General features: G+C 47.7%; 30 protein-coding genes and 1 tRNA gene. 19 read left to right on the top strand and 12 right to left on the bottom strand.

The annotated features are described in order from the left end of the window. The first annotated feature begins 50 nt into the window (after positions 1–50). The 8 genes from rpsP to dbpA all read left to right on the top strand — a co-directional run bounded on the left by rpsP (position 51) and on the right by dbpA (position 5,825). On the top strand, positions 51–302 hold the full coding sequence (gene rpsP / locus RW114_RS01910; RefSeq protein ID WP_340121031.1) for a 30S ribosomal protein S16: 252 nt from the start codon (positions 51–53) through the stop codon (positions 300–302). 7 nt (positions 303–309) lie between these two features. Then, complete coding sequence (gene rimM / locus RW114_RS01905) at positions 310–816, top strand: ribosome maturation factor RimM (RefSeq protein ID WP_340121030.1); 507 nt, start codon at positions 310–312, stop codon at positions 814–816. An 8-nt stretch (positions 817–824) separates the two neighbouring features. Beyond that, positions 825–1,562, top strand: coding sequence for a tRNA (guanosine(37)-N1)-methyltransferase TrmD (gene trmD / locus RW114_RS01900; protein WP_340121029.1), 738 nt, complete (start codon positions 825–827; stop codon positions 1,560–1,562). Positions 1,563–1,576: 14 nt separating this feature from the next. Beyond that, positions 1,577–1,918, top strand: a complete 342-nt coding sequence (gene rplS / locus RW114_RS01895) for a 50S ribosomal protein L19 (RefSeq protein WP_305269899.1) — start codon at positions 1,577–1,579, stop codon at positions 1,916–1,918. 153 nt (positions 1,919–2,071) lie between these two features. Continuing rightward, positions 2,072–2,557 (top strand): methylated-DNA--[protein]-cysteine S-methyltransferase, encoded by a 486-nt coding sequence (locus RW114_RS01890; RefSeq protein WP_340121028.1) that lies wholly within the window; start codon positions 2,072–2,074, stop codon positions 2,555–2,557. Further along, positions 2,554–3,438 (top strand): site-specific tyrosine recombinase XerD, encoded by an 885-nt coding sequence (gene xerD / locus RW114_RS01885; RefSeq protein ID WP_340121027.1) that lies wholly within the window; start codon positions 2,554–2,556, stop codon positions 3,436–3,438. Before RW114_RS01890 ends, xerD begins: the two co-directional genes overlap by 4 nt. 5 nt (positions 3,439–3,443) lie before the next feature. Beyond that, on the top strand, positions 3,444–4,220 hold the full coding sequence (lpxA, locus tag RW114_RS01880; RefSeq protein ID WP_340121026.1) for an acyl-ACP--UDP-N-acetylglucosamine O-acyltransferase: 777 nt from the start codon (positions 3,444–3,446) through the stop codon (positions 4,218–4,220). 216 nt (positions 4,221–4,436) lie between these two features. Next, positions 4,437–5,825 (top strand): ATP-dependent RNA helicase DbpA, encoded by a 1,389-nt coding sequence (gene dbpA, locus RW114_RS01875; protein WP_340121025.1) that lies wholly within the window; start codon positions 4,437–4,439, stop codon positions 5,823–5,825. Positions 5,826–6,001: 176 nt separating this feature from the next. Here the strand turns inward: dbpA and RW114_RS01870 are convergent, their stop codons facing one another. The 5 genes from RW114_RS01870 to flgA form a co-directional block, all read right to left on the bottom strand. Next, positions 6,002–7,264: a DEAD/DEAH box helicase gene (locus RW114_RS01870; protein ID WP_340121024.1), complete on the bottom strand. Its 1,263-nt coding sequence runs from the start codon at positions 7,262–7,264 to the stop codon at positions 6,002–6,004. 189 nt (positions 7,265–7,453) lie between these two features. Further along, positions 7,454–7,530, bottom strand: a tRNA-Arg gene (locus RW114_RS01865). Between the two features lie 186 nt (positions 7,531–7,716). Then, positions 7,717–8,211: a flagella synthesis protein FlgN gene (locus RW114_RS01860; protein WP_340121023.1), complete on the bottom strand. Its 495-nt coding sequence runs from the start codon at positions 8,209–8,211 to the stop codon at positions 7,717–7,719. Positions 8,212–8,213: 2 nt separating this feature from the next. Beyond that, the gene (flgM, locus tag RW114_RS01855; protein ID WP_340121022.1) at positions 8,214–8,522 is read right to left on the bottom strand and encodes a flagellar biosynthesis anti-sigma factor FlgM; all 309 of its coding nucleotides are present in this window, start codon (positions 8,520–8,522) and stop codon (positions 8,214–8,216) included. A gap of 80 nt (positions 8,523–8,602) precedes the next feature. Then, positions 8,603–9,301 carry a flagellar basal body P-ring formation chaperone FlgA gene (flgA, locus tag RW114_RS01850; RefSeq protein ID WP_340121021.1) on the bottom strand — a complete coding sequence of 233 codons (699 nt, stop codon included), beginning with the start codon at positions 9,299–9,301 and terminating at the stop codon, positions 8,603–8,605. A 297-nt stretch (positions 9,302–9,598) separates the two neighbouring features. On the opposite strand from flgA, the gene flgB reads away from it, so the two are divergent. The 11 genes from flgB (at position 9,599) to flgL (ending at position 20,413) form a co-directional block, all read left to right on the top strand. Next, complete coding sequence (flgB, locus tag RW114_RS01845; RefSeq protein WP_340121020.1) at positions 9,599–9,991, top strand: flagellar basal body rod protein FlgB; 393 nt, start codon at positions 9,599–9,601, stop codon at positions 9,989–9,991. Between the two features lie 2 nt (positions 9,992–9,993). Then, positions 9,994–10,410 carry a flagellar basal body rod protein FlgC gene (gene flgC, locus RW114_RS01840; protein WP_340121019.1) on the top strand — a complete coding sequence of 139 codons (417 nt, stop codon included), beginning with the start codon at positions 9,994–9,996 and terminating at the stop codon, positions 10,408–10,410. A gap of 10 nt (positions 10,411–10,420) precedes the next feature. Continuing rightward, a complete protein-coding gene (locus RW114_RS01835; RefSeq protein ID WP_340121018.1) occupies positions 10,421–11,104 on the top strand; it encodes a flagellar hook assembly protein FlgD in 684 nt (227 codons plus the stop codon). A gap of 15 nt (positions 11,105–11,119) precedes the next feature. Then, positions 11,120–12,496: a flagellar hook protein FlgE gene (gene flgE / locus RW114_RS01830; RefSeq protein WP_340121017.1), complete on the top strand. Its 1,377-nt coding sequence runs from the start codon at positions 11,120–11,122 to the stop codon at positions 12,494–12,496. A gap of 53 nt (positions 12,497–12,549) precedes the next feature. Beyond that, complete coding sequence (flgF, locus tag RW114_RS01825; protein ID WP_340121016.1) at positions 12,550–13,293, top strand: flagellar basal-body rod protein FlgF; 744 nt, start codon at positions 12,550–12,552, stop codon at positions 13,291–13,293. Positions 13,294–13,491: 198 nt separating this feature from the next. Then, entirely contained in the window at positions 13,492–14,280 is a 789-nt protein-coding gene (flgG, locus tag RW114_RS01820; RefSeq protein ID WP_340121015.1) for a flagellar basal-body rod protein FlgG, read from the top strand. A gap of 18 nt (positions 14,281–14,298) precedes the next feature. Beyond that, the gene (locus RW114_RS01815) at positions 14,299–14,982 is read left to right on the top strand and encodes a flagellar basal body L-ring protein FlgH (protein WP_340121014.1); all 684 of its coding nucleotides are present in this window, start codon (positions 14,299–14,301) and stop codon (positions 14,980–14,982) included. A 13-nt stretch (positions 14,983–14,995) separates the two neighbouring features. Beyond that, the gene (locus RW114_RS01810) at positions 14,996–16,099 is read left to right on the top strand and encodes a flagellar basal body P-ring protein FlgI (RefSeq protein WP_340121013.1); all 1,104 of its coding nucleotides are present in this window, start codon (positions 14,996–14,998) and stop codon (positions 16,097–16,099) included. A gap of 120 nt (positions 16,100–16,219) precedes the next feature. Then, complete coding sequence (flgJ, locus tag RW114_RS01805) at positions 16,220–17,260, top strand: flagellar assembly peptidoglycan hydrolase FlgJ (RefSeq protein ID WP_340121012.1); 1,041 nt, start codon at positions 16,220–16,222, stop codon at positions 17,258–17,260. 46 nt (positions 17,261–17,306) lie between these two features. Continuing rightward, positions 17,307–19,085 carry a flagellar hook-associated protein FlgK gene (flgK, locus tag RW114_RS01800; protein ID WP_340121011.1) on the top strand — a complete coding sequence of 593 codons (1,779 nt, stop codon included), beginning with the start codon at positions 17,307–17,309 and terminating at the stop codon, positions 19,083–19,085. An 11-nt stretch (positions 19,086–19,096) separates the two neighbouring features. Beyond that, positions 19,097–20,413 (top strand): flagellar hook-associated protein FlgL, encoded by a 1,317-nt coding sequence (flgL, locus tag RW114_RS01795; RefSeq protein ID WP_340121010.1) that lies wholly within the window; start codon positions 19,097–19,099, stop codon positions 20,411–20,413. Positions 20,414–20,488: 75 nt separating this feature from the next. Here flgL and RW114_RS01790 read toward each other — a convergent pair whose 3' ends face one another. From RW114_RS01790 to RW114_RS01760, 7 genes are all read right to left on the bottom strand, one after another. Next, positions 20,489–20,737, bottom strand: coding sequence for a hypothetical protein (locus RW114_RS01790; RefSeq protein ID WP_340121009.1), 249 nt, complete (start codon positions 20,735–20,737; stop codon positions 20,489–20,491). Positions 20,738–20,859: 122 nt separating this feature from the next. Continuing rightward, positions 20,860–21,588 (bottom strand): ABC transporter ATP-binding protein, encoded by a 729-nt coding sequence (locus tag RW114_RS01785; protein WP_340121008.1) that lies wholly within the window; start codon positions 21,586–21,588, stop codon positions 20,860–20,862. Further along, the gene (locus RW114_RS01780; RefSeq protein WP_340121007.1) at positions 21,585–22,331 is read right to left on the bottom strand and encodes an ABC transporter permease; all 747 of its coding nucleotides are present in this window, start codon (positions 22,329–22,331) and stop codon (positions 21,585–21,587) included. Before RW114_RS01780 ends, RW114_RS01785 begins: the two co-directional genes overlap by 4 nt. Before the next feature lie 10 nt (positions 22,332–22,341). After that, the gene (locus tag RW114_RS01775; protein WP_340121006.1) at positions 22,342–23,301 is read right to left on the bottom strand and encodes an ABC transporter substrate-binding protein; all 960 of its coding nucleotides are present in this window, start codon (positions 23,299–23,301) and stop codon (positions 22,342–22,344) included. Between the two features lie 218 nt (positions 23,302–23,519). Further along, positions 23,520–24,671, bottom strand: a complete 1,152-nt coding sequence (locus RW114_RS01770; RefSeq protein ID WP_340121005.1) for an alpha/beta fold hydrolase — start codon at positions 24,669–24,671, stop codon at positions 23,520–23,522. A gap of 318 nt (positions 24,672–24,989) precedes the next feature. Then, positions 24,990–25,112 (bottom strand): hypothetical protein, encoded by a 123-nt coding sequence (locus RW114_RS01765; protein WP_340121004.1) that lies wholly within the window; start codon positions 25,110–25,112, stop codon positions 24,990–24,992. A 102-nt stretch (positions 25,113–25,214) separates the two neighbouring features. Beyond that, entirely contained in the window at positions 25,215–25,652 is a 438-nt protein-coding gene (locus tag RW114_RS01760) for a hypothetical protein (RefSeq protein WP_340121003.1), read from the bottom strand. Positions 25,653–25,758 lie beyond the last annotated feature (106 nt).

The following is a 25,758-nucleotide window of genomic DNA, read 5'->3' as shown; positions in this document are numbered from 1 at the left end:
GCGTAAAATGAGTCGATTAAATTTTGACTAATTGTTTTTGAGGAACTTAGATGGTAACCATTCGTCTTTCTAGAGGTGGCGCGAAAAATCGTCCTTTCTACCACGTTGTTGTAACCGATAGCAGAAGCGGTCGTGACGGTCGTTATATCGAACGCCTTGGTTTTTTTAACCCGTTGGCGCGTGGCAATGAAGAAAAATTGCGTTTGGATTGCGACCGTGTTGATCATTGGAAAGCCAATGGCGCACAGCCTTCTGAGCGTGTTGCAAAATTGATTAAAGACGCACGTAAAGCGGCGGCATAAACTTAAATTGTCAAAGCAACAGCACATAAGTGTCGGAAAGATTTCCGGCGTTTTTGGTATAAAGGGATGGGTTAAGGTATTTTCCTTTACTGATCCGAGGGAAAATATTTTAACTTATTCCCCCTGGTTGTTGAAAAAAGACGATGAAACAAAAACGGTTAGTATTGTTGACGGGCAGCTACAGGGTAAGACGATAGTCGCTCAGCTGACGGGTGTTAATGATAGGAATCAAGCAGAAGATCTGATGGGCTGGGATATTTTTATAACCCAGGATCAATTGCCTAAAGCTGCTAAAGATGAATATTACTGGTCTGATTTGATTGGTTTGCATGTTGAAACCGTTGATGGCGTTCAGCTAGGCCGGGTTGATAGTCTGCTGGAAACGGGCGCTAATGATGTGATCATTGTTCAGGGAGAGCGAGAACGGGTTATTCCGTTTTTACAGGGACAAACGATAATTAACGTTGATCTGGTTGCAGGCAGAATTATTGTCGACTGGGATCCCGAGTTCTAATTGCCGTCATGCGTTTTGATGTTGTAAGCTTATTTCCTGAAATGGTGGTAGCGGCTGCGGGTTACGGCGTAACCGGCAGGGCAATCGAACGCAACATCGTCAGTTTGTCGGTATGGAATCCTCGGGATTATACCGTGGATAGACACAGGACTGTCGATGATCGGCCTTACGGCGGCGGTCCTGGTATGGTCATGAAATATCAGCCCTTGCATGATGCGGTTAATGCTGCAAAACAGGCTGGCGAAAAAACCGCGAAAGTGGTTTATTTGAGTCCGCAAGGCAAGCCGATTACTCAGGCTTTGTTGGCAGAAGCTTGCGATGTTTCGCAGATAATTTTAGTTGCGGGGCGTTACGAAGGCATTGATGAGCGTTTTGTCGAGTTGGATTGCGACGATGAATGGTCTATCGGTGACTATGTTATCAGTGGCGGCGAACTTGCAGCCTTGGTAGTCATCGATGCAATAACACGGTTGTTACCGGGTGTGCTTGGCGATGAGAGCTCTGCCCAGCAGGACTCTCACAGCGACGGTTTGCTGGATTGCCCTCACTTTACCAGGCCCGAACAGATTGAAGGACGTTCGGTGCCGGAGGTTTTATTAGGCGGCAATCATGCGGATATAGACCGCTGGCGAATGAAGCAGGCTTTGGGTAGAACTTGGCAGAAACGGCCGGATTTGCTGGAAAAAAAGAATTTGAGTGCAGAGCAGGAAAATTTGCTTAGAGAATTTATTGTGGAGTTGGTTTAAATTAAGGTGTGGTAATGAGCAATATTATTGATGAATTGGAAGCAGAACAACTGAAACAGATTCCTGACTTTGGTCCAGGTGACACGGTTGTTGTGCAGGTTAAGGTAAAAGAAGGCGAGCGCGAAAGAATTCAGGCTTTTGAAGGTATCGTGATTGCAAAACGTAATCGCGGATTAAACTCGGCTTTCACAGTAAGAAAAATTTCTCACGGTACCGGTGTTGAGCGTGTTTTTCAAACTCACAGTCCTATCATTAGCGAGATCAATGTTAAGCGTCGCGGCGATGTCCGTCGTGCCAAATTGTATTACTTGCGTGACTTGACAGGTAAAGCGGCCCGTATTAAAGAAAAACTTTAATAAGGCTTTTTTGCATGAGATAAAAAAGGCAGCTTTGAGCTGCCTTTTTTTGTGGCTAATGATTTGGTTGCATATTTACATTTAAAACGGTAGATTTCTTTCATTGGTTGGTTGCTGTTTACCGAATAATTAATAGTCGTCAGGATTTGTTTAATGCCGTTTATCATCGAATGGGTGGAAAGCTGCTTGGGATCCGAGAATGTTGTAAGGCTTCAGACTCCGGCAGGACAGTTTGTTTTAACTAGCCGAGAAGGTGTGATCATTAAAACAGACTGGGAGCCGGGCGCTAGCCAGAACTCGCCCTCTGAACATGAATTAAACGCCTATTGGCAGAATCCCGACAAATCCATTAACATCAAATTGTTAAAACAAGGCAGCCTGTACAGAAACCAGGTCTGGGCGGCGCTTTGCCAGATACCCTTTGGCGAAACCATGACTTATTCGGCATTGGCCAAGAAAATAGGCTCATCGGCGCGAGCAGTCGGCAATGCGTGCCGGGACAATCCCTATGCTGTATTTATTCCCTGTCACCGAGTGGTTTCCGTTTCCGGTATGGGCGGTTATTGCGGGCAAACCGACGGCGATTTGATGGCAATAAAATACAAATTGCTGGAGTTTGAAGCCAGCTATAAAAAATGAATTCAACCGTTTTGATCGACCAATTTCTCGATGCAGCCTGGGTAGAGCAGGGCTTGAGCGAGAATACGCTTTCGGCCTACGGCAGTGATTTGAGGATTTTTGCCAAATGGTTGGCAGGAAAGCCTATGTTGGAAGTGGATGGTGGGGAGCTATCAAGTTTTCTTGCCAGCCGCTATAAAGACGGCATAGGCAACCGATCTACTGCGCGCATTCTGTCCAGTCTTCGACGGTTCTATGGCTATTATATTCGAGAAAACAGCATCAAGGTCGACCCGACCGCCTTGATCGAATCGCCCCATATTGGCCAACTGTTGCCCACATCGCTCTCTGAAAAGGATGTCGAGTTATTGCTGGATGCGCCTGAAGTCACCAATGCGTTGGGTTTTAGGGATAGAGCCATGCTGGAAATGCTTTATGCAACCGGGCTTAGGGTATCGGAACTGGTCAATTTAAAGTTTGAGCAGATCAGTTTTAGGCAGGGTGTGGTCAGAATTATCGGTAAAGGCAACAAAGAGCGCTTGGTGCCGGTCGGTGAAGAGGCTATGAGCTGGCTGGAAGATTATATGAGTCAAGCGAGAAAGACCCTACTTGGTGAACGCCAATGTGATTATTTGTTTGTCACCAATCGGGCGGACGGCATGACTAGGCAGGCTTTTTGGCATATTATCAAACGTCATGCAAAAAAAGCCGGCATCAACAAAGAACTGTCGCCGCATACCTTAAGACATGCTTTCGCTACGCATTTGTTAAATCATGGCGCGGATTTGCGCGTGGTACAATTATTGCTCGGTCATGCCGATTTATCGACCACGCAAATTTATACCCATATTGCCCGCGAAAGACTCAAAGAATTACATGCAAAATATCATCCAAGAGGATAGCTAAGATGGCTCAAAATATTCACCCGACCGCTTACATAGCACCGGATGTGTCGCTGGGAGACAATGTGACGGTAGGGCCTTTTGCCGTTATTGAGACCGGTGCTCAAATGGGTGCTAACTGCCAGGTAGGCGCTCATGCGGTGGTGCACAGTCATGTAAAAATGGGCAATGGCAATATTTTACATCCGCATGCGGTATTGGGCGGATTGCCGCAAGATACCGGATTTAAAGCCGAAACGGTTTCCTGGCTTATTTGTGGCGATAATAACGTTTTTAGAGAGGGTTTTACTGCACATCGAGCCTCCAAAGAACATGCCGAAACGCACATTGGCTCGGGTTGTTTCTTTATGAACAACAGCCATGTCGCGCATGACAGCATAATCGGAAATAACACTATATTCGCCAATAATGTCGCGATTGGCGGACATGTTGAGGTCGGCAATAATGTTTTTATCGGCGGGGCAGTGGTTGCGCATCAGTTTTGCCGGATCGGTTCGTTTGCGATAGTGCAAGGCACAACCGGTCTTAATATGGATGTTATTCCCTTTATGCTGATTGGCGGGCGTCCCGCGCGGCATTATAAGTTAAACACCGTAGGATTAAGACGTGCAGGAATTACCGGAGAGCGCTATAAGGTGCTGTCGGCGGCATTTCGCCTGTTAAAGAACAAACAAAGCCTGGATGACTTGGAAGAAACGGAAGAATTAAAGCAATTGAAAGACTGGCTGGCCGTTAAGTCCAAGCGCGGCGTGCATGGCTTTGTTGATGTGTCGAAAAAGTAGGGTGAGCAGCGCTTTTTTTGCCCGCATAAGATTTCAAGTCGGATGAGGATTTTAATCGCTGATACCCCTTCAATGTGGAAACGTCAATTCAGTATTGCGGCTAATGATGGATGCTGAAAAATTAACCTTGTCCGGCTTAAATTTCCAGTATCTGGTATCATAAGCGATTGAATTACGGCACTTCGCCGCCATTTACGTCAACATAAAGAGTCCTTAGTGAGTACTGCCAAATTTTCATCCCTAGCTTTAAAACCCGCCCTGCTTGAAAACATCGAATCCCTGGGATATACCCAATTAACGCCGATACAGGCGGAGAGCCTGCCGCATATTCTTGAGGGCAGGGATGTGATTGCGCAGGCTAAAACCGGCAGTGGTAAAACTGCTGCATTTGGTATTGGTCTGTTGTCCAAGTTGGATCTGAACAGTTTTAGAGTTCAGGCGATGGTTGTTTGCCCGACACGGGAACTTGCGGATCAGGTCGGCAAGGAGATTCGGCGCTTAGCGCGATTCACGCAAAATATTAAGGTATTGACCTTGTGCGGCGGCGTGCCTTTCGGGCCGCAGCTGGGTTCCTTGGAGCATGGTGTACATGTGGTTGTCGGCACGCCGGGCCGGTTGCAGGAACATCTGCGCAAGCGCAGCTTACGATTGAGCAATCTAAAGGTGCTTGTGCTGGATGAGGCAGACCGGATGCTGGATATGGGCTTTGAAGAGGCTATTACCGACGTGATTTCCTACGCACCGACGCACCGGCAAACCTTGCTGTTTTCAGCGACGTATACCGATCCTATTCGGGAAATAAGCCAGAAATTCCAGTTTAAGCCGGTTTCCGTCAGTATTGAGAGCAGTCACCAGGACAGCGATATTGAACAGCGTTTTTATCAGGTAGAAAAGTCGAAAAGAATCAGCGCGCTGGGTTATCTTTTATCTTACTATCGGCCCGAATCAGCCGTGGTCTTTTGCAATACCAAACGGGATTGTCAGGATGTGGCAAGTTCGCTTGAAAACAGCGGTTTTTCGGTTCAGGCCTTGCATGGCGATCTGGAGCAAAAGCATCGGGATCAGGTATTGGTGCGCTTTGCCAATAAGAGCTGCTCTGTTCTGGTGGCGACCGATGTGGCCGCGCGAGGGCTGGATATTAAGGATATGCAGGCGGTGATCAATTACGAATTGCCTTGGGATCCTGAAATTTACGTACACCGGATTGGGCGTACCGGCCGCGCCGGTAACAAGGGCTTGGCGCTCAGCTTATGTACGGAACAGGAATTAAACCGGGTTAAAGCGATTGAGGAGTATCAAGCTATTCCCGTTAAGTGGGACGAAGTGGCACCTTTTCAGATGAGCCATGAGCCGCGCTTTGAGCCGCCGATGGTGACCTTGTGGATAGACGGCGGGCGAAAAAATAAAGTGCGTCCGGGGGATATACTCGGTGCTTTAACCGGAGACGCAGGGATTGCAGGCAGTGAAGTCGGTAAAATCGATATTTTTGATGCCCATGCTTACGTGGCTATCAAGCATGGCAGTGTTGATAAGGCCCTGGCTTGTTTGAGAAGCGGCAAAATAAAGGGGCGCAATTTTAACGTTCGTAAGTCCCAGTGGGGATAAGCGAAAGGGCGACCTGCCGGTCGCCCTTTTAACGGTATGTCCTAAGCGGGACGGGTTTTGCAACCCCGTTCTTAACGTTTTGCTAGCCTGAGTGATACGGCAAGGGACAGTCAGCACGAAACGTTTCGGACGGGGCAACAGTCACTCGTCCGGCTGTCGCGAAGTAACTCGACAACCTAAGCGCTTCTTGTCCGGGGCTTATTTCTGGACTGATTGCCACCGGCCGGCTTGCGCGCTTGATTTGAGTTTCTGGTCGGACGTGGGCCGCGCGGTTCCTCTGGAGGCATCGGCGGGGCCACTGCGGAGGCTTCAAAGCCGGTAATTTGTTCGCGTTTAATCTCTTTACCGATCAGTTTTTCAACCAGACGCAAGAAGCTGTATTCATCATGGGATACCAGTGATATGGCTTGACCTTCTTCGCCCGCACGTCCGGTACGACCAATTCTATGGACGTAATCTTCCGGCGCTCTGGGCAGTTCAAAATTGACTACATGCGGCAGCAGGTTGATATCAATGCCGCGAGCTGCCACATCGGTCGCCACCAGCACTCTGATTTCACCGGCTTTAAAGCCTGATAATGCACTGGTTCTGGCGCCCTGGCTTTTGTTGCCATGTATGGCGGCTGCCTTAATGTCAACTTTGTTGAGTTTTTCGGTAAGTCGATTCGCGCCATGTTTGGTCGTAGTGAATACCAAAACCTGTTGCCAATTATTTTCTTTTATCAGGTGACAGAGCAGTTCGGTTTTGTTGGCTTTATTAACCAGATAAGCGACTTGGTCAACCAGTTCTGCAGCGGTGTTACGCGCAGCGACTTCGATTTTTATCGGATTGACCAGAAGCCCTGTCGTCAGTTTGCGTATATCTTCGGAAAAAGTCGCCGAAAATAGCAGGTTTTGGCGTTTTTTCGGCAGGAAGGCGACAATTTTACGAATATCCCGAATAAAGCCCATATCGAGCATGCGGTCGGCTTCGTCGAGTATCAGTGTTTCTACTTGATCAAGTTTTACCGCATTCTGACTGACTAGGTCTAAAAGCCGACCAGGCGTGGCCACCAGTATATCTACGCCACCTCTTAATCTCATCATCTGCGGGTTGATTTTTACCCCGCCAAAAACGACTTCGGATTTTAAACGGGGATGCAGATGCGCTCCATACTTGTTGACCGATTCGCCTATTTGCGCCGCAAGTTCTCTGGTTGGGGTCAGGATCAATACCCTGACCGGCCGGTTATTGCCGTAGGATTTTTGTGATAAGCGGTGCAGGATGGGTAAGGTGAATCCTGCTGTTTTACCGGTTCCAGTCTGTGCGGCGGCCAACACATCATGACCGCCTAAAACGGCTGGAATGGCTTGTGACTGGATGGGGGACGGCGTGGTATAGCCGGCATCAGCAATGGCGCGCAACAGTGGATCAGATAAACCGAGGGTGGTAAATGGCATATTTTTAGAGTCTCAATAAAAGGTTGCTGTTGACAAAAGGTCTTACAGCTTGGTGAAAACAGTGTAGGGGGCTTATTTAAAAAAACGCGGCAATGAACGGTGCTTAAGTTGATTGTGGTAATATTGGCGTTTTTGATAGAGGTGGAATATCTTGTCGCGGGTAGGCGTGTTGTAAGTTGTTGATATGAATGGTGCCCCGAGGCGGATTTGAACCACCGGCCTGTCCCTTAGGAGGGGACCGCTCTATCCAGCTGAGCTATCGGGGCAAACACAAATTGAATTCTACCATAGATGGGTATTTAATTCATTGGTTCTGTGCACTATCCACCAATAAGTCGAAACAGGGTCTATGGTGATGGAAAAGGTTTATTTGAATAAAATAAGGGTAACTGAGTACAGGGGCCGTTGTTCTTTAAATGATTTTCGAGTATCACCCTGTGCGGGCTAAGTGATTATACCGAAATCAAGGTACGGGAATACCGGTCGCTTTTGGCTGAGCCATCGGAACCGTAAGTATTTGCAAATTCCGGCTTGCCTTTTAAAATATCCAGTGAGCGCTTGGTGTGGCGAGATAAAAGATCAATACCGGCACCGTTTTGCTCATTCAATCTTCTGCATTCTGCGCAGACCAGCATTAGCTGTGCCCAGTTGCTGATAGATTCGGCGGTTTGCAGGCCAGCAGTTTCAGCCCGGTTAAAATATTCACTGATACTTTTTTGATCATTAGGCAGCTTTTCGGTTGCCAAGACTTGAGCTAGCTGTGCGTTGAACTGCTCCAGTTGCACAACCAATTGCTTTTTATTGGCTGCGATAGTGCTAATCAATTCAGCTTGCTGAGTTTTTTTTAAGGCATCAAGCTCCCGACTGAGTTCCTGATGAAGCTGCTGCGCCAATTGTAGTGCATTAAGGATGAGTTGTTCGGTAATGGGGAATGTTTTTTGTATCATGGCTATGTGCTATTTTCTTGGGGCATTAATTTCTCAAGTTGGATCAATTTCTTGGCAACTTTTTCAGCATCTACTTTATAGCTTCCGTCAGCAAGCGCTTTTTTGATGGAGTTGACCTTGACAATATCTACGGGTGAGGCAGAAGATGAGCCCAAGGCTTTTTTTATTTCTTGCGTTGCGTTCGTAAGTGCAACGCTGTCGTCTTTTTTTGTGGGGGTAACAGCAGCTTTTTGCTCACCATCGACTCCAGCTTTTGGGATCGTTTTGAGCGGCACCGGGCTGTTCATTCTGCCGTTTATCTCGATAGCCATGATAAATTCCTTAATAATTTTTTCATTTGAAATTTATATCGGCAGGGCGGTAAAAAACTTTAACGATTTTCTGTGTGTGTTTAGTCATTAACAGAGACTAATCCAGGCTCGATAACGGTTGCATTAATGAGACGTCCTGAGTTCTGGTTTTTAATCCTGATGAGTTGTCCTTTAGTGCCGTCCATCATCGCTACCCCACTCATCTTGATAGAAAAATTCGGTTTTGTTGAGCTGATAACAACTTTATCCCCTCTTTTGATAAGCTTGGGTTCGGCAAGGTTTCTCAGGCTGAGAATGGTTCCGCTATTAAGTTGGCGTGTGACCTGTTTGTTTTCAACTTGTTCCAGTTGAGTGGCAAAATCTTCTCTGAGGCTAGACACTTCTCTTTTTTCGATAGCAATATGTTGCAGGGTTATGATGTCACCGCGTTGTATCGGGTGAGATAGGACGACGACCATTTGATAAGTCTTGATGATCGCAGAAGTGAAAATCGACCATTTTTTTCCTGTGTTACAGCGTACGCCGATAGTCGACCTGCCTGCCTTAATGAGATTGTTGGTTGTGTATGCCTCCAGCGGATCGATGCATTGAGGTAAATTTAAGCGACTGTCCAATGGAACTAGACTGACTTCGTATTCTCCCGGGAGGTTGATATTTTGTGCAATATAACCGTTAACGACCTCGGCAATAGATTCGTGAGATTGCGAACCTTGTTCCGCATGGGCCGGGGCGAAAAAAATAAAGCTTAATGCCAAAAAGAGTGGGGCGTTTTTTATCATTGTAGCGCTTTGTTTTGTGACGTGGTCAAGTGACTAGGCATGATTAAAATTAGGCTGTTTGTTAGGTAGTGGTCAATTTATTGACATGTTGCTTGGTCTGCAAGTCGATTAATTGGCTGGTTATTTATTAGCGGCTACTTTTTGCCGGATTATTTAAAGGTATTCTAATCCTAATCAGTTGCCGAGTAGTGGCAAATAATTTTAAAAAACCATAGCTAATTGATTTTAATTGGTTTATGTATTTTTGGCATATGCTGTGCTTTTGTTTTTGTATCAGTAATCAGTGAGGCAACTATCATGGCTATTAATTTTGACACAGCGCTTGGCATTGAACCTAAGGCCCTGGCTGTTCGAGAAAAACGGGGTGAGATACTGGCGGCTAATTTAGCCAATGCAGATACGCCCAACTTTAAAGCCCGTGATCTGGATTTCAAGTCAGTTTTAAAACAAAGCTTGGCTTCGGGCGTAAGCATGGAGCGTACCCATGCCGGGCATATTACACCGCAGCAACAAGTATTTGGCGCTAATGTCATGTATCGGAACCCCAGTCAGGTGTCATTAGATGGTAATACCGTTGAAGCGCATGTTGAACAGGCTAAATACGCTGAAAATGCGGTGCAATATCAGGCTAGCCTACAGTTTATTAATGGTAAGTTTTCCGGTCTGATGGCCGCTTTGAGAGGACAATAATCATGACTGCTTTAAGTATATTCGATATTGCCGGCAGCGGCATGAATGCTCAGTCGTTAAGGCTGAATCTGGTCGCCAGCAATATATCCAATGCGAACAGTGTCAGCAGCAGTGCGGCTGAGGCATACAAATCCAGGCAGCCGGTGTTTGCCGCTGAATTACATAATGCGATGAATAAGCATAATGCCACCAGTCAGGTCAATGTGCTGGGCGTGATCGAGAGTCAAGAGGCTCCTGTTATGGAGTATTCCCCGAGTCATCCTATGGCTGATAAAGACGGCTATATCTTTAAATCGAATGTGAATACGGTCGAAGAAATGGCCAATATGATGTCGGCATCACGCTCTTACCAAAATAATGTCGAAGTGTTGAATACGGCAAAGCAGATGATGCTTCAGACCTTAAAAATGGGACAGTAAGGAGATAACGATGGCTATTCAAGGCGCAGTAAATCCATACAGCAACTTAACCGTTACGCCCAAACCAGAGACGGCGGCAACACCTAAAAAAACCTCATTAGGACAGGATCAGTTTTTAAAGTTAATGACCACGCAGATGACCCATCAAGACCCTACGAAGCCGATGGAAAACGGTGATTTCTTGACGCAAATAGCGCAGTTCGGGACAGTGTCAGGTATCCAGGATTTGCAAAAGTCATTTGGTGATTTTGCCGGTTCAATCAACTCCAGTCAGGCCTTGCAGGCAACCAGCTTGGTGGGACGATACGTGTCTGCGCCCGGGACGCAGGGCTTATTGAAAGTCGGGGGGGATATATCCGGTAATATTAATTTAACAGACAGCGCAACCAATATTAAGGTCAAAGTAATCAACGCTGCCAGCGGAGAGCTGGTACAAGATGTGGATATGGGTAGTCATAGCGCGGGAAAAATACCTTTTATCTGGGATGGCCTGAATTCAAACGGCGTTATGGCCAATCCCGGCGTCTATAAAATTGAAGCAACGGCCTATATTGATGGAAAAAATAGCGTGTTGGAGACAGATATTAATTCGCGGGTTGACAGTGTCAGCATGGCTAGCGGCACTACGGGAATGAAAATTAATCTGACCGGATTGGACAGTGTTGCTTTTAATCAGATCAAACAAATTCTTTAGGATTGGGGGTGTAACATGGGTTTTGCAACAGCATTAAGCGGCTTAAAAGCCGCATCAACAAACTTACAGGTGACCGGTAATAATATTGCCAATTCGCAAACCACCGGTTTTAAGGAATCACGCGCGGAATTTGCCGATGTCTATGCTTCCAGTATCGGTGGCGTCAGTAAGACTCAGCCGGGTTCGGGTGTAAAGGTCACCGAAGTGGCGCAGCAATTTAATCAGGGCAATATCGAGTCCACTCAAAACAGTCTTGATCTTGCGGTCAGCGGCAATGGTTTTTTTGTATTGGCGGATACGGTGAATCTTCCTGACAAAAATAACCCGAATGCCCCCGTGGACCCTTCGGTACCCAGCGCCTATACCCGTAATGGCGCTTTTCAGTTAGACAGCTCAGGTAACGTGGTTAATGATAAGGGCCAGTTTTTATTGGCTTTTGCCGCTAACGGCACTAGCGCAGCGGAGGGTTTTAGTGTCGGAGTTTTTAGGCCGCTGACGATTGATACCGCCCAGGGCTTGCCCAACGCTACCGAAAATATCAATATGAAACTGAATATCAACGCGGCTGCCGCTGTGCCGCCAACGGCAGCGTTTGATCCTACCGACCCTTTGTCCTATAACAATACGACATCGGTCACTACTTATGATATCCAGGGTAACGCGCATATCGCATCAACCTATTATGTGAAAACAACGACGGCTAACGAATGGGATGCTTATCTGTTTCTCGATGATTATGGTATTACAGCGGGAACACCTGCTGATCCTGGTCCTCCGTCGGTAGCAGCGGGGCCATCGACAGTGATTACGCCAGTTAATACTCCCGGAACGCCAATGAAGTTGGCTTTTACTTCGACAGGGGTGCTCGATACCGTTAATACCGTTGCCGCGACCAAGGTGGATTTTGGGGCTATCGATTTATCGGACATTGATCCTAATATCAGTGTCGATCCGATGGCCTTTGATCTGGATTTTTTCGGCACTACCCAGTTCGCCACGCCTTTTAGCGTTAATGGCTTAAATCAGGATGGCTTACCGGCCGGTAATCTGACCGGCATTGATGTGGATGCCACCGGGGTGGTGTTTGCAAGATACAGCAATGGCGGATCCAAGGCTTTAGGGCAGGTGGCATTGGCGCGGTTTCAAAGCAATCAATCCTTGGCTAAATTGGGGGACACATCCTGGGCTCAGACATCAAGTTCCGGTTCGCCTATTTACGGTGCTGCCGGCGATAATAATTTTGGCGGGATTCAATCGTCAGCCTTGGAAGGTTCCAATGTGGATTTGTCCGAGCAGCTGGTTAAGTTAATTATTGCACAGCAGGCTTATCAGGCTAACTCTCAAACCATCACCACCGAAAAAACCTTGATACAAACTATTCTGAATGCGTAATTTACTGGAGTAATGTTTGCTTATATCTGGTTTTAAGCTAAAGGAGAACCGTTATGGATCGTAGTTTATATATTGCCATGAGCGGCGCCAAGCAGACGCTCATGGCGCAAACGGTAAATGCCAATAATTTGGCGAATGCCCAGACTACCGGATTTAAATCCGATTTGGAGCAGTTCCGTAGTAGGCCTGTGCTGGGTGCCAGCTTTCCTACCCGGGTTTATGCGATGAATGAAAAGCCAGGGGTCGATCTTTCCACCGGCGCGATGCAAACGACCGGCGGCGATTTGGATGTGGCTATTAACGGTGAGGGTTATTTTGCCGTTCAGGGGACTGATGGTAAAGAGGCTTATACGCGCGCCGGTGATCTGCGCGTTACCCCCGAGGGTTTATTGCAGACCGGAGCGGGTTTGCAAGTACTGGGAGAGGATGGGCCTATCACCATTCAGCCGGCAGAAAAGCTGACCATAGGCAGTGACGGTACGATCAGCATTATTCCATTGGGTTCGGGTAACGCGACTACACAGGTGGAGGTTGGTCGGATCAAAATGGTTAAGATAGAGACGGACAACCTGGAAAAATCTACTGATAGTTTGCTGCATGCCAAAGATGGCAAGCCGGTGGTAGCCAGTGCTGATGTCAGACTGGCACAAGGCGTTTTGGAAGGCAGTAATGTGAATGCGATTAGCGCGATGGTCGATATGATTGAGCTGGCAAGAAATTTCGAGCTGCAAACGAAGGTGATGAAGAGTGTCGATGAAAACTCGGCAGTGGGTGCCAAGCTGATGCAAATGGGCTAGGATAAGCCCAAATTTGCAAATTGTATCGTTCCCACGCTCCGGCGTGGGAACGATAGAGCAGAATTTATTTTCACAAAAGCCGAGTTTAACTCGGCTTTTTTTTGCGTGGCGAATTGGGTTTTAGGCGGCCAAATAAAATGGCACGGATCATGCTTTATATTTTAAGTAAGACAATAAATTGGCACTGAGGAGATTATCATGACAGAACGCGCATTATGGGTGGCTAAATCCGGTCTGGATGCCCAGCAAACAAGAATGGCGGTTATTTCCAATAACTTGGCGAACGTAAATACCACCGGGTTTAAAAGAGGCCGAGCTGTTTTTGAAGACCTGATGTATCAGAATATCCGTCAGGTCGGCGGGCAATCCACGCAAAATACCCAACTGCCGACGGGTTTGCAGTTAGGAACCGGTGTAAGAACGGTTGCCACCGAAAAACTGCATACGCAGGGCAATGTTCAGCCGACGGAAAATTCGCTGGATGTGGCAATAAATGGCCGGGGGTTCCTGCAAATATTAATGCCTAACGGCGATACCAATTATACCCGCGATGGTTCGTTCAAATTAGACGCCACGGGGCAGTTGGTTACTTCAGGCGGGTTAACGTTGAATCCTGCGATTACCGTGCCTCAAGATGCGCTGAGCGTCACTATCGGCACTGACGGTACGGTATCCGTTTTGCAACCGGGGGTTGCTGCACCGAGCGTGTTGGGCCAAATACAGACCGCCAATTTCATCAATCCTACCGGGTTGGAGGCAATTGGCGAAAACCTTTATCGGGAATCTGCCGCCAGCGGCGCGCCGATAGTGGGAACGCCGGGGGAAGCAGAATACGGGACGTTGACTCAAGGCGCATTGGAAACTTCCAATGTCAATGTCGTTGAGGAACTGGTCAATATGATTGAAACGCAACGGGCTTATGAGATGAACTCCAAGGCGATTTCAACCACCGATCAGATGCTGTCCTTTGTGACGCAACAATTATAAGCCAGGGGTGACGGGATGATGACTAAAAAACCTAGCTTTTCCTTAAGCATCGTTGCCGTCACGCTGTCGCTGCTAGAGGCTTGTACCTTCATACCGTCAAGGGATCCTGCCTTTGCTCCGGTTGCGCCAGCCGACTTAAGACCGCCGGTACAAAGCAGCGGATCGATCTATCAGGCCGGTTACGATATGCGCCTGTTTGAAGATCACACAGCAAAAAGGGTCGGGGATATTCTGACGATTACTCTCTTGGAGAAAACCCAGGCAAAAAAGGCTGACGATCTTAAAACGCAAAAAGATACCTCAATGTCAGCCGAGGTTCCCTCAATGTTTGGCATTGCGGCATCTGCCTTGACCGGGCAGGATGTTAGAACCACGCTGGCGTCAGCAAAGGAATTTACCGGGAAGGGCGCTGCCGATCAAAGCAACAGCTTAATCGGCAATATTTCCGTTACGGTTGTCGAGCTGTTACCCAACGGCAATTTAAGCGTCCGGGGCGAGAAAAGAGTCACCTTAAATCAGGGCGATGAATTCATCCGGTTATCCGGCATCGTCAGGCCGGTCGATATCAATTCAGCCAATATTATCACCTCGGATAAAGTGGCCGATGTCACTATTATGTATGTAGGCGAGGGTGCCATGGCCGATGCCAGTAAAATGGGCTGGATGGCAAGGATTCTTAACAGCCCCTGGTTCCCCTTCTAAGAAGGATTTTGATATGAACACAACACGTAAAAGCTTTGTTTTACTGCTCCTACTAGGCAGTGTCATCAGCGGGCCGGTTTATGCCGAACGGATCAAGGATATCGCCTCCATTGAGGGTGTACGCAGCAATCAGTTGGTCGGTTACGGTCTGGTTGTCGGTCTGGATAAATCCGGTGATAAAACGACTTTTACCGGACAAAGCTTACGCAGCATGCTGGCGCGTCTTGGGCTGACCTTGCCTCCCGGCATTGATCCTAAATCAAAAAATATTGCAGCGGTTTCTATTCAGGCGGAACTGCCGGCATTTGCCAAACCGGGTCAAGCGATTGACGTCACCGTGTCTTCATTGGGTGATGCAAAAAGCCTGCGAGGCGGGACCTTGTTAATGAGTCCTTTGAAAGGCGCAGATGGACAGGTTTATGCCATTGCTCAGGGTAGTTTGATTGTCAGCGGCCTGAGTGCTTCAGGCCAGGACGGTTCAAGCATTACCGTCAATAATCCCAATGTGGGCCGTATTCCCAATGGAGCGACTGTTGAGCGTACCGTCAACACCTCTTTTTCTGAAGGCGATGCATTGGTGTTTAATTTACATACCTCGGATTTTACCACCGCCAATCGGATGGCGGAGTCCATTAACAAAATATTGGGCGCTAATACCGCAAAGGCGCTTGATGCGACTTCTGTCAGGGTTAGTGCGCCGGTGGATCCCAATCAAAAAGTGACCTTTGCGTCGGTGGTCGAGAATATGATGGTGATTCCGGATGATGCACCGGCGCGTATCATTGTTAATTCCCGCACCGGGACTGTCGTTATTAACGGTAAGGTCAGGGTGCAGCCGGCGGCGGTGTCTCATGGCAGTTTGATAGTGACTATCAGTGAAACTCCTCAGGTCAGTCAGCCCAATGCATTCTCCGGCGGTCAAACGGCAGTTACACCGCAATCTAATCTCAAGATTGAAGAGGAAAAAAATCACATGTTTGTGTTTAATCCCGGCGTCTCCCTGGATGAAATTGTCCAGGCGGTCAACAAGATAGGTGCCGCACCCAGTGATTTGGTGGCTATTCTTGAAGCGCTGAAATCAGCCGGCTCCTTGCATGCTGAGTTAATTGTTATTTAAATTTGTAGGGTGGATTTGCCGTAAGGCAATCCACCGTTGACCGTGGCGGATTGCTATTAATCTTCTATATCGGATTCTTTCACAGTCTCTATTGCGAATCCACCTTACGCGGGGGTTGTTATGTTAAAGGTACAAAATGCCGATGTTTATACCGACTTTAATGGCTTGGCTAAATTAAAAGGCGAGGCCCGAAAAGAGTCGCCGGAAGCGTTGAAGGAAGTTGCCAAGCAATTCGAGTCCATTTTTCTCAATAATGTGCTGAAAAGTATGCGTCAAGCCAAGCTGGCCGATGGCGCCATGGATAACGATCAAAGCAAATTTTATAACGATATGTATGATCAGCAGTTGGCCGTCCATTTGTCGGGTTCTCCCGGCGTTGGTCTGGCCGACTTGATCGTTAAGCAATTGAGCCACGATGAACCAAAACATCAGAAGCAGGATACGGAAGATGCCCTGAATAGATCAGGGGGAATATCACCTAGCGGTTCTGAACAGGCTCACGCCGTTAACCGGCTGGTAAGTGGTAAAACCGACAGCCCTGTCGTCAGCTTTAAAGACGGTCAAGTGACGGTTACTCCTTATGTTCAGGATAGAAGCCCACTTGAGGCGGCGACTGAATTGCCGATGCAGTCTATGAGCGGATTAAAGACTGGTCACGTCTTGCCGATACAGTCAGCAGATGAGTTTGTCAGTCGCCTGCATCCCCTAGCCGTCCAGGCCGCCAGAGAATTGGGTGTTGAACCCAAGGTTCTTTTGGCGCAAGCCGCGCTGGAAAGCGGCTGGGGACGCTCGGTAATAAAAAACAGTCATGGCGATAACAGTTTTAATTTGTTTAATATTAAAGCCGATAAATCCTGGCAGGGCAAACAGGCGCAAGTGTCTACGCTGGAGTTTGATCAGGGTATTGCTAGAAAAGTGAATGCCGGATTCAGATCCTACGATTCCTACGAGGAAAGCTTTAGGGATTATGTCGATTTTATAAAAAGCAATCCACGTTATGGCGATGCCTTAAAAAAAGCAGGCAATGCGGAACACTATATGCATGAATTACAACGGGCGGGTTATGCCACCGATCCGAAATATGCCGCCAAGGTCATGAACATCTATCAAGGCAATACCATGGCCGGATTTGAGCCTGATGTCATCGTGGCAATGAACTAATGAACAGATTAAGTTTGGCAGTTAACTCTCGGAAAAGGACGCACTCATGAGCGGATTATTAGCAACATCATTATCAGGCTTGATGGCGGCTCAACGCTCATTGGAGACTGTACAACACAATATTTCCAATGCAAACACGGAGGGTTATAGCCGTCAACGAGTGCAGCAAGGCACTAATCCTGCAATGTTTACCGGCGATGGCTATATCGGTCAGGGCGTAAACGTCACCAATATTACGCGCAGTTATGACCAGTTTATTAATAAGCAATTGAGTTCCAGTCTTTCGGCATTTGGCGATGTCGACCGTTATCACCGGCTTGCCACTAACGTCGATAATATCATGGCAGACCCCGATACCGGGATAGCGCCGGCGATGAACCGTTTTTTCAATGCCATCAATGAAGTGGCGGATGATCCTTCATCGGTGCCTGCCAGGCAGGTGATGTTGTCTGAAGCCGAAATTTTGACGCAAAGTTTCAACACCATGAGCGGCCGTTTTGAAGAGATACGCACGCAGAACAATAACGACATGATTGCCATGGTGAACGACATTAATTCCTACGCTACGGCGATAGCTAACCTTAATGTACAGATCACCGAAGGCATTGGTAAATCGCAAGCTCTGAAACAGCCCAATGACTTGCTCGACCAGCAGGACGCTTTGATTGCAAAGTTATCCGCAATCGTCAATGTGTCTGTACTGCCGCAGCAAGACGGCACCTCCAGTATTTTTATTGGCAATGGGCAGTCATTAGTGCTTGGCGGCGGAACCTCAACATTCACCACGATGCAGTCTACATTCGATCCAAACCGGTTGGAAATCGGGCTGGTAACAAGGAATAGTGTCACGGAAATCACCAATCAGATCAGTGGCGGTTCTTTGGCGGGTTCATTGCGCTTCCGGGATGAAGTGCTGGATCCGGCGCAGCAAAAACTCGGTCGGGTTGCTGCCGGTTTGGCCATGGAGATTAATGCGCTGCATGAAAAGGGTTTTGATTTGAGCGGTAAAGCAGGAGAGGCCTTATTTAGCTTTTCCGGTGATGATATTCCGGTTATTAAAAGCTCCCAGAATGCCGGTAATGCAATCGTTACCGCTAATTTTCAGGGCATTAATAGCAATCCATCGGCGGCAGGGAATCTGGATTTTAGCGATTTTCGCTTGGAGTATGTTAGCGGAACTGATTACACCCTGACCAGAGCTCGGGATAATCAGGTGATTAATCTGACGGCTACTGAGACAGGGCTAGGTACGAATATTTTCACCTTGTCGGGTGCAACTGCTTTGCCGGGCATTGATATAACCGTTGATTTGAGTGGGGGTAAAACTATATCGGATGACGATCAATTTCTAATCAGGCCGACGTTCAATGCGGCCCAAAAACTTGGAGTCAATATTGATGACCCGAGAAAAATAGCGGCAGCCACCAATATAGAAGTTGACCCGGTGACTAAATTGCCGGTGGTGGACGGATTTGGCAATCCCGTTATTATCAACGGCGCGATGCCCGGTGATAATAGAAATGCCTTGCAACTGGCAAATCTGGCTAATAAATTGGGCATGTTAGGCGGAACCGCCACATTTAATAGTGCTTATAATGAAGTGGTTTCCGGTGTCGGAACGTTGACGCGGGCCGCTAAACTGGGTGCTTCCGGACAGGAAATATTATTAAATCAGGCCAAGGGAGATAGGGAGAGTCTGGCCGGTGTGAACCTGGATGAAGAGGCGGCCAACTTGATAAAATTTCAACAGGCTTATCAGGCATCGGCGCAAGCCATTTCAGTAGCCAGATCCTTATTCGATACCTTATTAGGCGCAGTGAGATAGGAGCGATAGCGATGAGAATTTCAACGGCTTGGGCGCAACAGCTTAGTGTTAACGCAATGAGTAGTCAGCAAAATCAATTGGCCAAGGTGCAGCAGCAATTAAGCTCCGGACTTAAAGTGTCTACGCCTGCTGAAGACCCGGCGGCAGCGGTAAGAGTTTTGGATTTGGAAGGAACGATTGCAAAAACCAATCAGTATCAAAGTAATATTGCCACGGTTCGCGGACGGTTGAACCTTGAGGAATCCGCTCTGGAAACGGCAAATAATATTATGTTTCGCGTCAAAGAACTGACTATTCAAGGCATGAACACTAGTCTAAACAGCAGCGACAGGCTATCGATCAAGTTTGAAGTGGATCAGCTGATTGAAGAAATGGCCGGTGTTGCCAATACCAAAAACGCCAATGGTGAATTTATTTTTTCCGGCGATCTTTCGACGGTGCCTGCCTTTGCCAAACACCCGACAACAGGCGAATATGTGTATCAAGGCGGAACACAACAGCGAGCTTTGCAAATCGGCTCTACCCGGCAGGTTGCTGATGGCGATTTAGGCTTTAATGTATTTGAAAATATAACGTCGAGCAGTCCGGCGGCTGATCAAGCTGTTGATCAGAATGGCAATCCTACTAAAATTCGTAGTATTTTCAATACGCTAAAGGCGCTGTCTGATGGCTTGAGTGACACTTTTACTGCCACTCCCGGCGAAATCACCGGCGACCGGTTTTTGCGCTACGGCTTGGATTATTCTGCCGCCCCAACTACATTTGACTTGACTGACGGTGGGGTTACAACAACGATAAGCTTGAGTGATTCGTTTGCAGGTGTCGAAGATATTGTCACCGAAGTTAATAACCAACTTGCAGCCGCCGCTGTACCCGTTTCTGCGACTATGCAAGCGCGAAGCAACGGCAATAAAATCGAGTTTGTTTCGGTAGCCACAGGCTCGACTTCCAGCATAACTATTACTAATAGCACCCCCGCTTCAGGCACATTTTTAACGGACGCCGGTTTTACTGATAGTCAAACCAGTACAGGGGTTGACGCGCAAATCTTTCAAAGTCAACTGGGCGATGTTTTAACCGATCTTGATGCGGCCCTGGACAGTTTTTTGCAGGCAAGAACCAGTGTCGGAACGAGGCTGAATGCTTTGGACAATCAAGAATCCCAAAATGAAAAATTTGTATTGGATACCACGACAACGCTTTCTGAAACTCAAGATCTCGATTATGCCGATGCGATCAGCAAGTTTCAATTGCAATCTATAGCTTTGCAAGCCGGACAACAGGCTTTTGCCCAAGTCAATAAATTATCGTTGTTTAATTATCTCTAAATATGAAGGCTAAGAGTGAAAGGAGAAAAAATCGCTTTTCACTCTTGGCTATTTTCTACTCGTCGAATAGCCAGTTTAGGATTGCGGGTAAATGACTTTAGGCTGAAAATTGGCCGCCGGGTATTTAGCGTCAAATTCGATTTCCTTTTCGGCGGTTTTTTGGGCTGGACATTTAGTTGAAGGTTTGACGGAGTCTTTATCGAGATAGATGACTTTAGGTTGAAAATTTGCCGCCGGGTATTGGGCATCGCTTCCGGCTGAAGCCGTTAATGACGCCAACGCAATAACAGCGGTCGTCAATCCTAAGATAATTGTTTTTTTCATATGATTTAACCTGGGTAGTTTGTGCAGTAAGCCCGGCAGAAGTAACTCTAACAAGGCTTGACGATTCAAGAGTATCGGGTATTTTGGCCGAGGCTGCAACTGTTTTTCGAGCCGGAAAGTGATCACAAAAGTTGCTTTATTTCGGGATGATTTTTCAGTAATAGCTGCCTGAATGATTCAATAGCCAGCTCATTGCCGCGCTCACTTCGGGGGATAGGTACGACGATTTCGCTAACGACCTGCATCGGCGCTGCCGATAAAAATATCAGTCGATCAGCCAAGGCGATGGCCTCGCGCAGATCATGAGTGACAAATAAAATCGTATGCGGACGTTGTTGCCATAGATTCAGCAACAGCTCCCTGACTTGCCTGGCGGTCGGCGCATCCAGCGACACAAACGGCTCATCCATCAGCAACACCTCGGGATCAATAGCAAATGCCCTGATGATCGCGACCCGGCGACTCATGCCCAGTGACAGATGTTCTGGATAACTATGCTGCGCTGCGGTTAATTGCATCGCCTCAAGCATCACATCAATCACATCGGGAGCTTGATGCTTATCCACTGCCAGCTCAATATTTTCCCTGACCGTACGCCAAGGCAACAGGCGCGGATTCTGGAAAACGTAACCGATCTTGGGGGAGGTGTGTTGCTGGCCCACTAGAATATCGCCTTCGTAATCATTATCCAGGCCGGCAATAATATTTAACAGCGTGGTTTTGCCGCAGCCGGACGGGCCGACCAGACAAATAAATTCCTCCGAAGTTAGCGACAGTTTAAGGTCGACGATACTGGGATCGGCCGCCGCCTGATAGGTTTTGTTGTCGATTTGGATTTGGATGTCGGTCATTTGCGCCACCGTAGGGCTTTTTTGTCCAGAGGTTTTAAAATCAGCAGTTCTATCAGCTGAATGACCGCAACAAAAGCGATGGTATAAGCCAGTATGCCGGCGACATCGAACAGTTGAAAGAACAAATGCAATTGATAGCCCATGCCGTTGCTGCGGCCTAATAACTCGACCACCAGAATGATTTTCCAGATCAAGGCCAGACCGGAACGGGTTGCGCCCATCACAAACGGATGCAGTTGCGGCCAGATAACGTGAGTCAGGGTTTTACGTTTGCCGAAACGGTAACAGCGCGCCATGTCCAGTAAGTCCTGATCCAGCATGCGTGTGCCTTCCCGGATCGTAACAATGACATTGGGCAGTTTGTTGATCACCACCGCGAGTATCGCCGCCGATTCAATCAGGCCGAACCAGACATAGCACAAGATAATGGTGACCAGAGCCGGGACATTTAAGAAGATTACCAGCCAGTTGTCGAAGAACGCATCGAGTTTTTTACTGCGCCCCAGTACGATACCGATAGCGCAACCGAGCAACATCGCAATCGCAAAACTGATCACCAGTCGCAGCAGGGTGACGCCCAAGTGAAAAGGCAGCTGTCCCGATACGCAGGCTTGCCAGAAAACCTTGGCGACTGCTTCGGGCGTCGGCAAGGTGTTGCTGTCTAAATAAACAGCCAAACCCTGCCAGATGACTAAAAAAGCCAGTAATGACAGGGTCGGTAAAAGATTTTTAAGGCTAATCAAACCGAATCCTTTATTTAATGGACCAGAAAGTACCGGGTTGCAGGTGCTCTGATTTCCCGGTTAACTGATTGTTACTTAGCTGACGGAGCATCGTATAAATGCGCTCTGCAGCCAGCTGTTCCGGTTTGCCCCAATGCTCAATGTTGCCTTCACAATAACGCTGGCGCAGTTTGGTCTGGGTGGGCAAATCATCCGCCTGGGTTAACGGGATAATTTTTTTCCAGACGGCATCAGCCGTACACAGCTGATTTTTAGCATGCTTGCTGGCGTTAAAAAAATGGTTGACCGCCTGTTTGTGTTCATTGGCCCAACTTTGCTTGAACACATAACCCAGGCTAGGGACATCTTCCATAATGCCTAAGCCTTCTAAAATCCCTTTGCCGTCAATAAGCTGACGATACTGCTGGGCTTCAAGTCTGGCCGCAAAATGCCAATAGGTGAGCACCGCATCCACGCGGTTGTGCTTGATTTGCTCGGTGATCAGCGGCGGTGCACCGAAGACTTTTTCCACCGAAGCATTCAGATCGAATTGTTCTTGCCCGGCCAAGGCCTGTAGCAAGAGCCAGTTTTTGTCCAGTTCGCCTCCGGCAATTCCCAGCCGTTTATCTTGGAGATCTTTTATCGAATGGATAGGGCTGTTTTCCGGTACAACCAAGGCACCCGAGGTATTCGAATAAGGGTAAAAGGTAAAATCGGAACCGGTAGCGCGCAGCCTGGAAACCCAAATCCAGTCCGACACAATCATATCGACAGCGCCGGATTGCAACGCAATCTTGCCCGCTTCCGCATTGGCTAAATGCTGTATTTTCAATTGAAAGTCAGCGGCTTGGGGATTATCCTGTAAAGCCGCCAATTCCCAAGCGGCCGTGCCGGAAGCCTGAACGCCGATGCGAATGACGGTTTTTTCCGCAGCATAACTGTTGCCTGAGGCAAGCAGGCACAGGCTGATAAAAAAGGCGTTAAATTTCATAGAAACTATCTCAATGACTAAGGAGAAAGTTGTCTATTCTATCTGGACGAAGAACTTGGTGCGAGGATGATTGCAATTACCTATGTTGCCGCATTTCACTTTTGGGGCTGCGAATACCCGCGGGATACAAGTAAATTTGCACAATAGGCCTGCCGATTAGAGGTTGATCTGTCAGCATTTTTCCGGTATCGAACCTTTTGGGTTTTAAGCGTTCCGGATCAGTTTGCGTGCTCAATTCTCCGTATGAGCCATTGATCGATTCGTTGCAAAATTTCTTTTCGGCGTTTGGGTTCTGAAAAAAGCTGTTCGTGGTGGCTGGCTCCGGATAATGCCATGACTTCATTATCGGCGTGTTTTCCAAGCGTCACGGCGGCAAATTCAATATTACCCCAGGCTGCGGTAATCGGATCGTGTTCGGAGTAAATGAGCAGATAAGGGAGATCGAACCCGTCCATTTTACTTCTAAACTGGATAATCTCTTTTTGCACGCCTTGAACGTAGCGCAATATCGAGCGGTGCATAATGTACTTGTCGCTCTGATGACGGATTTTTTCTTCCTCCCAGTCGCTTAAATAATCCGCTACCCAGTCGGGGCTGCTAGGGGAAAACAGATTGCGCATACCCGGCAGGGACAAAAACTCGATCAGACCGTTCTGTAAGGGGACTGCCAGTAATGCCAGAAATTGGTTTAACAACATCAAGGGAAACGCTTCGTCGTGTGGGTTGAGAAAATGCTCTTGAGTATGAAAAGTAAAGCGAATCAATGGGTTTTGAAACCAGCCACGCCAACCGGGTACTTTGGTTCCGGAAAATGCCGGGCCGGTGAAAATGATGCCTTTGATTTGACGCGCTGCTGTATCGTTTTTTGCGTCGAGTAAATAAGAGGCGCTTACCAGAGAACCCAGGCTGTGTGACAGAATAAAGAGGGGGAGTTTGCCGCCATCGGGCCGATTACAGTGTTCGGTTAAATAAATCAGCGCATTCCGGATATCGCTGCGCATCGTATCCAGATTCCTAACTTGGGATTGTTCAAGATAGGCGCTGCTGACATCGTACTCGGGTGCACTTGACGCGATGCTATGATGTGCCTTTAAAAATACTTCATTACTCAGGCCGTGAGCGGTCATATCGATACCGGCAACCCGATAGCGCTCGGCAAAGTGCCGGGCGATATCTTCGTAACGGCCGGAATGTTCGTTCATGCCGTGCACAATAAGCAGGCAAGCATCAGCAAATTGTTGTTGCGAAGGCTCAAGAACTTGAAGATGACGTCGGGATTTTCCGTCTTCAGTCGGCAGGAAAATCGATTCACCCCAGATCGGATAAGCTTGGGTTGCAATTTGCGCGCATGAGCAACTACTGCTGGTCATCAGAACGATTAAACAGCACGGAAGGATTGGTTTTCTTAATGATATTTTCATTATTTGTGACGATTCAGCGCGAAGCGCAAAAACTTTTTCCTGCAGGAGAGGGCAGGGCGAGGGCGTTAAAATAAGTCATTTCCTCTATTTAATACCCGAACGAAAATCTTGAATGCCTTGTCGCGCTTAGATGATCCGGTGGGCAATGCTTTTCTGCCCACCGTTCTTATCCAAACCTCGTCCCGTGTGGGACTGTTTTAAAGTGTTGTGGTGCGCAGTGCGTACCCTTTGTCATAGCAATGGCGGCTGAATCAATCAGTTTCTTGCTCATCCTGCACCATTGATTATCATAGCCAATCCGGCCATTATGATAAGACCTAGAATCACAACCACGGCAATTTTGCCCTGCTCTTCTTCGCGTTGCCCGCGGTGTTTGTTTGATTTTTTCATTAATGCACCAATTTATAATTATTATAATAGACACTTTTTCAGCCGATCCCTCAAGCGGGACGGGGCATTTGCCCCATAATCGCCAACTTAAGGTTAAGTATATTAAATCACGCTGGCACTCAACTCCAATTTATCTGATAGTTTCAGCCAGCTTGCAGCCTCGGATGGCAGTGTCTGCAATGCTCGACGACGTGGGCGCTCCATAAGCACCTTAAAACACTCCGACTGGTTAGGATGGTTATAACCGCGATCAGCCATACCACATCGCCTCAGGCTTTCGCCTTGGTCGGCACCGGTCGCATGGACTTCATGAAGCGTCATGCTCACCAAAGCTAACGCCAAATGCAGACGAAAATCGGTACCTTTAGCCCCAGGCCCTTGTATAAATGAGCCGTAAACCACTGAAATCCGTTGCGATGAGGAAGGTATTTTTACGGTGGAGAGCAACTTTGTTAGCCGTGCTTTTAACCAAGACTCACACGCTTTTAAACGCTTATGAGTCGCAGTATCCGTAATCCGTTCGTCCTGGAGTGTGAACACTCCCGCTGTTTCTCGAAGAGCATTGTCTAACCCGCAGTAAAGCATAACGACTTGTAATAATTGGGCAGGTGTTTTAATCTTTCGACTTCGCGTAAACGCTTATGAA

The organism is Methylobacter svalbardensis, from assembly GCF_037671525.1.
GTDB classification, from domain to species: Bacteria; Pseudomonadota; Gammaproteobacteria; order Methylococcales; family Methylomonadaceae; genus Methylobacter_A; species Methylobacter_A svalbardensis.
This window is presented reverse-complemented; position numbering and strand designations above follow the sequence as displayed.